At 58.9% G+C, this 9,284-nt stretch carries 5 protein-coding genes; 1 reads left to right on the top strand and 4 read right to left on the bottom strand.

The annotated features are described in order from the left end of the window. The first annotated feature begins 547 nt into the window (after positions 1-547). Positions 548-3,520: an excinuclease ABC subunit UvrA gene (uvrA, locus tag CA85_RS15530; RefSeq protein ID WP_186774979.1), complete on the top strand. Its 2,973-nt coding sequence runs from the start codon at positions 548-550 to the stop codon at positions 3,518-3,520. 542 nt (positions 3,521-4,062) lie between these two features. Here the strand turns inward: uvrA and CA85_RS15525 are convergent. The 4 genes from CA85_RS15525 to CA85_RS15510 are packed head-to-tail and all read right to left on the bottom strand — an operon-like array spanning position 4,063 to position 9,025. Further along, entirely contained in the window at positions 4,063-5,046 is a 984-nt protein-coding gene (locus CA85_RS15525; RefSeq protein WP_146392258.1) for an NAD-dependent epimerase/dehydratase family protein, read from the bottom strand. Positions 5,047-5,058: 12 nt separating this feature from the next. Further along, positions 5,059-5,997: a CNNM domain-containing protein gene (locus tag CA85_RS15520; protein ID WP_146392257.1), complete on the bottom strand. Its 939-nt coding sequence runs from the start codon at positions 5,995-5,997 to the stop codon at positions 5,059-5,061. Further along, positions 5,994-7,241 (bottom strand): CNNM domain-containing protein, encoded by a 1,248-nt coding sequence (locus CA85_RS15515; protein WP_186774978.1) that lies wholly within the window; start codon positions 7,239-7,241, stop codon positions 5,994-5,996. Before CA85_RS15515 ends, CA85_RS15520 begins: the two co-directional genes overlap by 4 nt. Next, entirely contained in the window at positions 7,238-9,025 is a 1,788-nt protein-coding gene (locus CA85_RS15510; RefSeq protein ID WP_146392256.1) for an ABC transporter permease family protein, read from the bottom strand. The genes CA85_RS15515 and CA85_RS15510 overlap by 4 nt, the downstream gene beginning before the upstream one ends. Positions 9,026-9,284 lie beyond the last annotated feature (259 nt).

Here is a 9,284-nt window from a genome sequence, read left to right as displayed (position 1 = left end):
GAATCATCGACGGCATCCTTGCTTGTGTTGAGATTTTTGTGAAGAAAAACCACGATGCAACAAGGATGCCGTTCTTCGCTAGCTCAAAATTGTTTCACGCCAGATTCGCCCTAAGTCCACGCCATTCGAGCTCGGCTCCGTTTCTCCCGGCAGTGCCAGTCTAACATTGATAATCACATCCCACAAATAAATCATTGGATACTCGAGCCATGCCTTGAAAACCTCGGGCGCACGCTTCCGTCGGATGAGCCAAAAACGGACTCGCGGCAACGCGGGGACGCGGGCCTGGGAAGGGATATTCCGGTCGATAGCGCGCCAGTGGTGCGGTTGATGCTCGTTAAGTTCACGTTTGCCGGGCATCCGTTTTTCGCTCACTGGACGCAGGAGCCTATGCCTCAAGAATCCGACATCCTAGATGCCTGCCACTAAATTCCGAGAAGAACCATAAACCGAAATAACTCCCCCGACGTGCTTAGCACTCAAGACCCACTGTATAACTGACACGTGAAATGGCCCGAGCCCAATTCACCGCAATCCGAGCATCCACTTGAAAACATCTCAATCCAAACGACCCCGCGAGAACGCCACGATTGACGACTCTCGACCGATCGAGCTACGGGGGTGCCGCGTTCACAATCTGCAGAACATCAACGTTGATATTCCGCGTGGGAAATTGACGGTGGTCTGTGGACTGTCCGGTAGCGGTAAGACGTCACTGGCCTTGGACACACTCTACGCCGAAGGCCAACGCTGCTACATCGAGAGTTTTTCAGCGTATACCCGCCAGTACCTGGCGCGGTTGGAAAAGCCAGACTGCGATTCGATCACCGGGATTCCTCCAGCGATTGCCGTCACCCGGGCTGCTGCGGTGAAGAACAATCGCAGCACCGTCGCCACGGCCACCGAGATTGCCGAGCATATCCGGCTGCTGTTCGCCAAGGCGGCCGATTTGGTCTGCTATGGGTGCGGACGCCGCGTGGAAATCGATAGCCCACAGAGCGTTGCTGCGGAGTTGTCCGATCCGGCCAGCGAAGTGGACCGCGCCATCGTCGGCTTTGAAATCTGGCTGCCCAATCGATCCGCCGCCAGTGAGATCCTGCTCGGCCTGCAGCAGGAAGGCTATTTGCGTCTGATCCTCAAGGGCGAAACGTTTCGTCTCTCCGATGAGGATCGAGGGCCGTTAGCTCGCCGGATCGGCAGCCGGGGTGTGGCGGCGATTGTCGTTGTCGATCGATTGACCGGCGATAGCGAACAGTCCCGTTGGACGGAATCCCTCGAAACCGCGATGGCGGAAGGCAATGGACGAGCCGTGGTGTTGCTGCAGCGATCCGGATCGACTGCCGCAACGAGTGATCCAAAGCAGACAACCCAACCAGAATTGCGTTTGGTCAAAACGCCGCTGCGAACGATCGCTGTCGATGGACGTGACATGCAACAGCGGATCGTCAGTGATCGTCGGCGCTGCGATGAGTGCGACATCGAGTACGCCGACCCCGTACCGCGGCTATTCAATTTCAATCATCCTCTCGGTGCGTGCTCGACCTGTGAAGGGTTTGGTGATGTGCTCCGCGTTGACATGTCGCTCGTCGTCCCCGATCCCTCCCGATCGATCCGTGACGGCGCGATTGCACCCTGGAACACGCCGTCTTACAGCCACGAACTCGATGAGTTGCTCGCTCTCGCTGAGGAGAGCAACATTCGCGTCGATGTGCCATTCTCCAAGCTCAAGAAATCCGAGCTGAAAAAGATTCATGCGGGCGTGCCTGAAAAGAATTTCGGTGGACTCGATGGGTTCTTTGCATGGTTGGATCGCAAGAAATACAAAATGCATGTGCGCGTGTTCGCCTCTCGCTATCGGACTTACTCAACCTGTCCCACGTGCGGCGGTCAGCGTCTCAAACCCGAAGCACTTGCCTACCGGATCGCAGAACAGAGCGTCGCCGATGTGCTGGCGATGCGTTGCGATCAGGTCACCGAGTTTTTAACGCGTCTGACAAACGATTCCACGAGCCAAACGCCGGCGGCGAGGCAAGCGGAAACGCTGTCCCTCGCCATGGTGGCCGAGGCCAATGAGCAGCGGCAGTATGCGATTGCGGCTGAACCAGTCAGGCAGATCCTCGATCGCTTGCAGTATCTCGACGCCGTCGGGTTGGGCTATCTCCAGCTCGATCGGCCGCTGCGTACCCTGTCCGGTGGCGAGACCCAGCGGATTGCTTTGACGTCGGCCCTCGGTAGCACCTTGGTCGGAATGCTCTACGTGCTCGACGAACCGACCGCAGGCCTGCACCCCGACGATGTTCGCAATCTCATTGAGACCATCATTCGGCTGCGCGATCGCGGCAACACGGTCGTGGCGGTCGAGCACAATGCCCAGCTCATCGCCGCCGCGGATCATGTGATCGAGATCGGTCCTGATGCGGGCGTCGGTGGCGGGCAGGTAACGTTTACCGGCACACCTGGGGACCTGCTCGAGGATCCCGAATCGCTCACCGGTCCGTACCTTCGCGATTCCGGTATCGCTGAAATCAAGGCTACCAAAACCCGGTTAAGAAAACCGGCTCATTTCATCGAACTGCGTGGCGCTTCGGGACACAATCTTAAGAACGTCGACGTCTCCTTTCCGCTGGGGGCATTGTGCGTCGTCACGGGGCGATCGGGCAGCGGCAAGAGCAGCTTGATTCATGACACGCTTTTCGGTGCCGTCGCCGGTGAACTGGCCCGTCAACGCGGTGAGTCGTCAGCGAGTCGTGCGTCCGAGACGTTGCCCTTTCATAGTCTTCGAGGTACCGAGCACATCGAAGATTGTCTGTTGGTGGACCAGTCTCCGATCAGCCGTAGTCCCCGCAGTTGCCCCGTGACGTTTGCCAAAGCGTTCGATGAAATCCGAAAAGCGTTTGCCGATACGGTCGATGCTCGCATCCGAAACTTCAAGCCTGGTCACTTCAGTTTCAATTCATCGGCAGGCCAGTGCGCCGCTTGCGAAGGAGCGGGCGTGCAGACGGTCGACATGCAGTTCCTCGCAGATGTCTCGATGCGTTGCCCCGAGTGTCGTGGGCGACGGTATCGAGACGAAGTTCTGCAGGTCCGCTATCGCGACCGCACGATCGCGGATGTCTTGGAGATGACCGTAGGCGAAGCGTACCGTTTTTTCCGTAGCATGCCCAAGGCCCAGGCGAGATTGAAACGCTTGATCGATGTCGGTTTGGACTACATTCCGCTCGGTCAACCGGCGACGACGTTATCGTCCGGTGAAGCCCAACGATTGAAACTCGCTGCCTTCCTGGCTGGGTCAACCAAGCGTCGCACGCTGTTTTTGATGGATGAGCCGACGACCGGATTGCACTTTGCCGACATCACCCGCCTGTTGGGATGCTTTGACGCATTGATCGCTGACGGCCATTCCCTGGTCGTGATCGAGCACCACCCGATGTTGACGGCAGCCGCCGACTGGATCATCGAAATCGGCCCGGGTGCCGCGGACGAGGGAGGCGAGGTCGTGCGGTCCGAAGCGAATGCCTAAGAAACGCGGGAGTGATAAGTGTCGGTTTTCGTAGTGGACGAGGCGACGAGTCCTGCGGCTTTGGACTCGTCGCCTCCTGTTGATTACCCACAAAACCGGATCCCCTGTCAGCTTGTCTGACAGGAATCTCCGTTTTGTGATTAGATAAAGATGGAGCATTCACCCCGCTCCCATGCGGGCTTGCCCCGCATGACAGCAAAGTTGATCGACTTGGTTTCCTGTCAGACAAGCTGACAGGGGAACGTGTGTCGATCCCGCGGTTTTCTAATTTGAAAACGTCGCTTCCCGTGTGACAAGCACACGGGGGAGCAAAATTGTGGGTACTCAACAGCTCGTCGCCTCGTCCACTACGACAGAAATTGATCGTGCGATGCTTCGCTTCGTTCTCTAAGGAACGCGGGTGTGAAAAGTGAATGATCTTCCACCCCATTCGGGGTTGCCAATTGCGTCTCGCAACCTATCCGGTGGTGTTCGCTTTCGCTCAAACCACCGGCTATTTTCTTCAACGCCGTCGGCGTAGGAAAACTTGCTAGACCCTCTGATTAAAGAAACCGTTCACGGATCCAGGCGGCGGCATCGTCGAGTGTTTCGTCGAGGGGGCGGTTGCGATAGCCGAGTTCGGTTTGGGCGCGGGAGCAGTCGTACCAATGATATTGGCTGGTCAGAGCGATCGCGGCGCTGTTGACTTCCGTTTCTTTCCCGGTCCACTTCGCACGCAGATCGCCATAGTTTGAGGCGGCCATTCGCTGCAGCGGCCCGGCGGGCATGATCGGCCGCGGCTTGCCGAAGCGTTTGCCGATCTCGGTCCACAGGTGGTAGTAGGTTTCGTTGTATCCGGCCAGATTATACGACCGGCCGCTGGGGACGTCCGCATCGATCGCAGCGATGATGGCATCGGCCACGTCACGCGAATCGCAGACGCTGCAGCCGCCTCGCGGCGTGATCGGACGCCAGGTCTGGCCGACTTCCAACATCATCCGTCCACTGCTCGGTTTCCAGTCCCACGGCCCGAGCATGAAGCCAGGGTGCAGCAGTACCGCTCGCAAACCTCGCTCGACGCCCCGCAGGACCTCCTCGTTGCCCGCACGTTTGCTCAGCACGTAGCTGCACTCGATCTGACCGCCCTCGTTCTCCAGTGGCGTGGTTTCGTCTGCCAAGGCATCCTGACTGCCAATGGCCTGCGTATTGACGGTGCCAACGTGCAGCAACTGGCAATCATTTCTCAGGCAGGCATCGACGATGTTGCGGGTGCCGTCACGATTGACCCGCATCGACTCTTCGAGCTGTTTCCAACCGACATGGATCAGACCAGCGGAGTGAATCACCACGTCAGCCCACTGGGTCGCTTTCTCGAGACAATCGAGATCATGCAGGTCGCCGGGAAAAGCGGTGCTGTGCAAGCCAGCAAAGACGTCCGGTGGTGCTGCGCCTCGCACGAGGTAGCCGGTCTCGTGATCGGTCGCTTCGAGTTGCCGCAGAATCGTGTTTCCGAGCAGCCCTGAGCCGCCTGTTACAAAAATTCGCATAGAAACGTCGTACTACATCAAAGGTTGAACAAGTTGACGGCGGGTGACGACGCCGGCCAGGTTACCCGACGCATCGTAGAGGACCGCCACGTCGCTATTGGCATCGTAAAGCCGCAGCAGAACGCCGAGATGTCGATCGTTGAGCGAACCGCGTACCACTGGCATCGGCTCGGGCACTTCTTCTTTCCCAATTAAATCAGCAAATCGATAGAAGCCGACGATACGACCACGACGTCGTACCAAAATGATGGGATGGTTGCTACGCCGAGCTCGGTAGCGGGCTGTCGCCAGATCGACGGGCGAATTGACGACGGCCAATCGATCTGGGCGAACACCGAACTGGATCGCCGCTTGGTTGCCAATCTCAAAGATATTTTGTGCTAGCTTTCGTTGGCTCGCTGCGAGGATCCCAGCCTCGTGACCGTCGCGAAGCACTCGATTGAGGTCGCCGCGAGCCATGGTCAGATTGACCCGAAACGGCGTCTCGCCCGTCATCGCTTGCAGGACATTGCCGAGCAGGGCGAGCAGGCTCGCGACGGGAGAGAACAGCACGGTTGCGGTCAACAGAATCCACCGCGTCGCCATCAATAGCCGGTACGGGGCCTGAAAGAAAAGGTGTTTGGGAAGCAGCTCGCCGCAAACAAAGACGAGGGGGGTCATCAGCACGGTCATGCCCAGTTCCACGCCCGCACCGCCGCCGAAGGAAGCGCCCACAAACATCACGATCGCGAAGCTCGTCATGTAGTTAGCGAGGTTGTTCCCCACCAGCGTCGTGGCGACAAACATGGCGGGATGGTTGAGCAGCCAAACCAAGCCCCGGCCCGCCCAGGAACCGCTCAAGCCGTCCAAGACCAAACGCGTCCGTGAGACGCGGTAGAGCCCTGTTTCGGTACCGCTGAAGAACGCGCTGAGCGCCAGTCCAATGAAAAAAATCAAAATGGCGGTGATCATGAGGACTCACCCATGCCTTCCGGACCCCGCCATGCTTCGATCCAAATGTCGTCGTCATCTTCGTCGGTAACAACGAGTTCGAACGGGGGTAGCAGCGCCACATCGCCAACGCGAGGCACCCGTTCATTGTATCGTTGAACGTAACCGGAGACCGTGGCCGCACGCTCCTCGGGAACGTCGATCGAGAGCATCCGCGCCAACGCCCGCAGGCTGGTCATGCCGGGCATTCGATAGTGATCGCCGCCGACGCGTTTGATCTGATCTTCGGCGGCATCGCGTTGTCCCTTGTTGGCGAGAACACCGCGTAGGATATCGTCGATGGAAATAGCACCGATGATCTCGCCAAATTCGTTGACCACGACCGCGACACTGAGGTCTTGCTGCTGCAGGGAATCGTAGACATGCGAAACGCGCGAAGACCAAGGTGTGAACATGACCGGATCGACCGCGGCGGCCAAGTCGCTGCATTGTTGGGGACGCAGCAACCGCACGGCGATCGTTCCCATCCAGGTTTCCCCGCTCGGGTCTCGCGGGTCGGCGACCATGATGTACCCGCCCGGTGGTGAGCCGCCAGTCAGCGAGGAGGAATCCAACGGCGGAGTGAGCACCTGCAACCGACTTCGAGGCCGCATCATCTCATCGGCCCGCATTTCCGCCATCGCCACGAGAGCCTGCAGCGCCGCACGCTCGCGGCGAATTAAAACGGCATCGTCCGTCCCCAGATCGATTGCTCGCTCGATATCCGCTAGATCGATTGCTGGTTCGGGTTGGAAGGAGGGCCACAGCAATCTCGCGACAGCATCGTTGGCCCAGCGAACGATCGGCAGGATGGGACCGACAATCGTGACCGCGATGGAGATCGGCACGGCAACCGCCAAACCGATTCGCAGTGGTGTCATGACGGCGACACTCTTGGGCAACATCTCGCTAAAGAAAATGATCGACACCAATGCCGCCAACGTGAACACACTGGGTTGGCTCGTTTCGGCTGCCACAATCGCCACGAGGGCAAAGTAGATCATGTTGATCATCAGATTCCAAAACAGAATCGCCGCCAGCAATCGGTCCGGGGTTTCGAGCAGGTTCGCTACCACCCGGCCGGCGCCTCCGCCGCGCAGCAACTGCCTGCGATCTCGATCTCGGATCGAAAACAACGCTGCTTCACTGCCGCTGAACAAACCGCTGGCGATAATCAAGACCAGCATCGCCAAGAGAAAGGGCCACTGCGCCGCCAACTCGCTCAAGCAGTTGACTCCGATTGCGAGTCGCCTGGCTCGACCTCCAAAGGCACGTCGAACTCACTGAGCGCGGGAATCATCATCGCGGCTGTGGTGAACCCGTAACCGAAGATCAATGCTGCTGCCACATAGAGGTGGTCGGTTTGCAGCAGAAACTGGGTGATCGCGTAGAACGTGATCAACGGCAAGGCAAAGGCGGCGGTGAAAATCGCCGAGGACGGGTTCCGCCATCCCAAGGCGGCGAACAAAGCGGCGCCGCCGCCGAGGATCATGACCAGGAAGGGGGCGAGTTGCAATTGAAACGCACCGCGGAAGCTCACCATGATCGTCATGCAAATGGCAATGCCCACACATAGGAAAAACACGGTGCCGAGGCTCGCCAGTGTCGCCGTGCGGCCAGCAACATAATTCAAGCCCGAGTGAATCCCCAACATCGTGACGAATACGTACAGCCCGATCGCTGCGAGGAGCGCGTACTGCATGCTCTCGATCGTCATCACGCCGGCAATCCCGAGATAGACGAGCAAACCCATCGGCAGCAGGATCAATTCCTTGGCCGCATACATCACGCCGAACAGTTTGCCGAAGATGAACTCACGCGGGCGGAGGTCAGTGACCAGTAACAGATCAAGTGCCAACCCGTCCCGCTCGCCCGTGATCGAGGTGACGGCCAAGGCGTTGACCAATACCAAACTGATCACCCCGAGGATCGCCACAGGGATCGTCACCGCGGGAAAGGCGCGGCCAATGCGGCCGGAAGGCTCCATCGCCGCGCCGCTCTGAATTTGGTACCAAACCGTCGCCGCGATCAATGCAAAGATGAACACAAAGACGGCACGGATCAACAGGATCTTGCGGCCATAGGCCCATGTGCGAACTTCACGCCACAGGATGGGATTGTCCCAGACCGGCCGCGGCTGGCGAACTTTCCATGACGCGGGACCCTCGGCCGACTCGGCGTCGCGTGTGAACTCTGCACTCGTCTCAGGCTCGGGGGCTTTCAGTCGCACCTCCCGCGACGGGTTCCATACGCGAACCTTGGCAATCCCGATCACCAAGACCAGCAACGAAAAGAGGCCGCCCAAGATCACATAGGCACCTTCGGCGGATTGCATCAAAGCGGTGAGGCCGGACATCGAGTTGGTGGCCGCAACGAGCGCGCGGGGAGGACTGATCGCAGTCGCCCACTTCACGCCGCCGGCGCCGAAGGCAGCCACGATCTCGCCCGCAGCGACGAGCAGCAACAAGACCAAGAATGTCAACGCGATGGATTGGAACGTCTTCTCACGCCAAAACGAAACCACCGTACCCACCACAGCCGAGACCACGACACTGACCCCGATCACGGCGAACACCGCCATGACTTGCGAGGGAGCCACTCCACCCATCAGCGGCAGGGTCAAGAACAGCGGCAGCGACACCACCAAGAGGCTCAGTGGCATCAGCAGCGCCGAAGCGGTCTTGCCCGCGACGATTTCAAATCCCGACAGCCGGGTCATCAAAAGCAGTAGCAAGGTGCGGCGGTCTTTCTCCTGGGCCACGTTGCTGGCCGCTCCTACCGCCGCCAATGCTGAGAGAACCACGAGCTGCAGCGGTGCGAGCAAGCGAAACATCCAGCCGCCGAACTTGGCCGCGTCCGAGTTCGCCGCCAGCGAGCGGGACCCGTCCAGGACCAAATAGCCCGTGCAGAGCAGTAAAAATAACGTCAGCAAATAAATGCCGCGCGTCAAATAAGTCGACGAACGCTTGGGAGCCACAGAGGCTTCACGATTGAATACGGGGCCTAACATGCCCCCAATGGTAATCACTGGGCGAGACCCGGCATAGGCTTGTCAGATGGGCCTATGTTGAAGCGGCTCGAGGGCCTCTGATAACCCAGTTCACGCGGTGCAAATCGAAGGGTTCGAGTTACAATGGCACACCCAGCGAACGACGGGCGGTTTTCGCGTTACTGATTCCTGAGAGCCGATCCGAGAAGGGGGCTGACCCTCTCCGGCGAGGCCGTTAAAAACCCTGTCAAATGATTCGTCTCCAAAGGGTCAGACCCCT

The sequence above is a fragment of the Allorhodopirellula solitaria genome (genome assembly GCF_007859855.1).
Classification (GTDB): domain Bacteria; phylum Planctomycetota; class Planctomycetia; order Pirellulales; family Pirellulaceae; genus Rhodopirellula; species Rhodopirellula solitaria.
The sequence above is the reverse complement of the archived record's forward strand: the minus strand, read 5'-3'. Positions and strand labels throughout refer to the sequence as shown.

Bases quoted from the DNA above. Each gene is read 5' to 3' on its own strand.
- CA85_RS15525 (WP_146392258.1), bottom strand. From the start codon at position 5,046: ATGCGAATTTTTGTAACAGGCGGCTCAGGGCTGCTCGGAAACACGATT.
- CA85_RS15520 (WP_146392257.1), bottom strand. From the start codon at position 5,997: ATGATCACCGCCATTTTGATTTTTTTCATTGGACTGGCGCTCAGCGCG.
- CA85_RS15510 (WP_146392256.1), bottom strand. From the start codon at position 9,025: ATGTTAGGCCCCGTATTCAATCGTGAAGCCTCTGTGGCTCCCAAGCGT.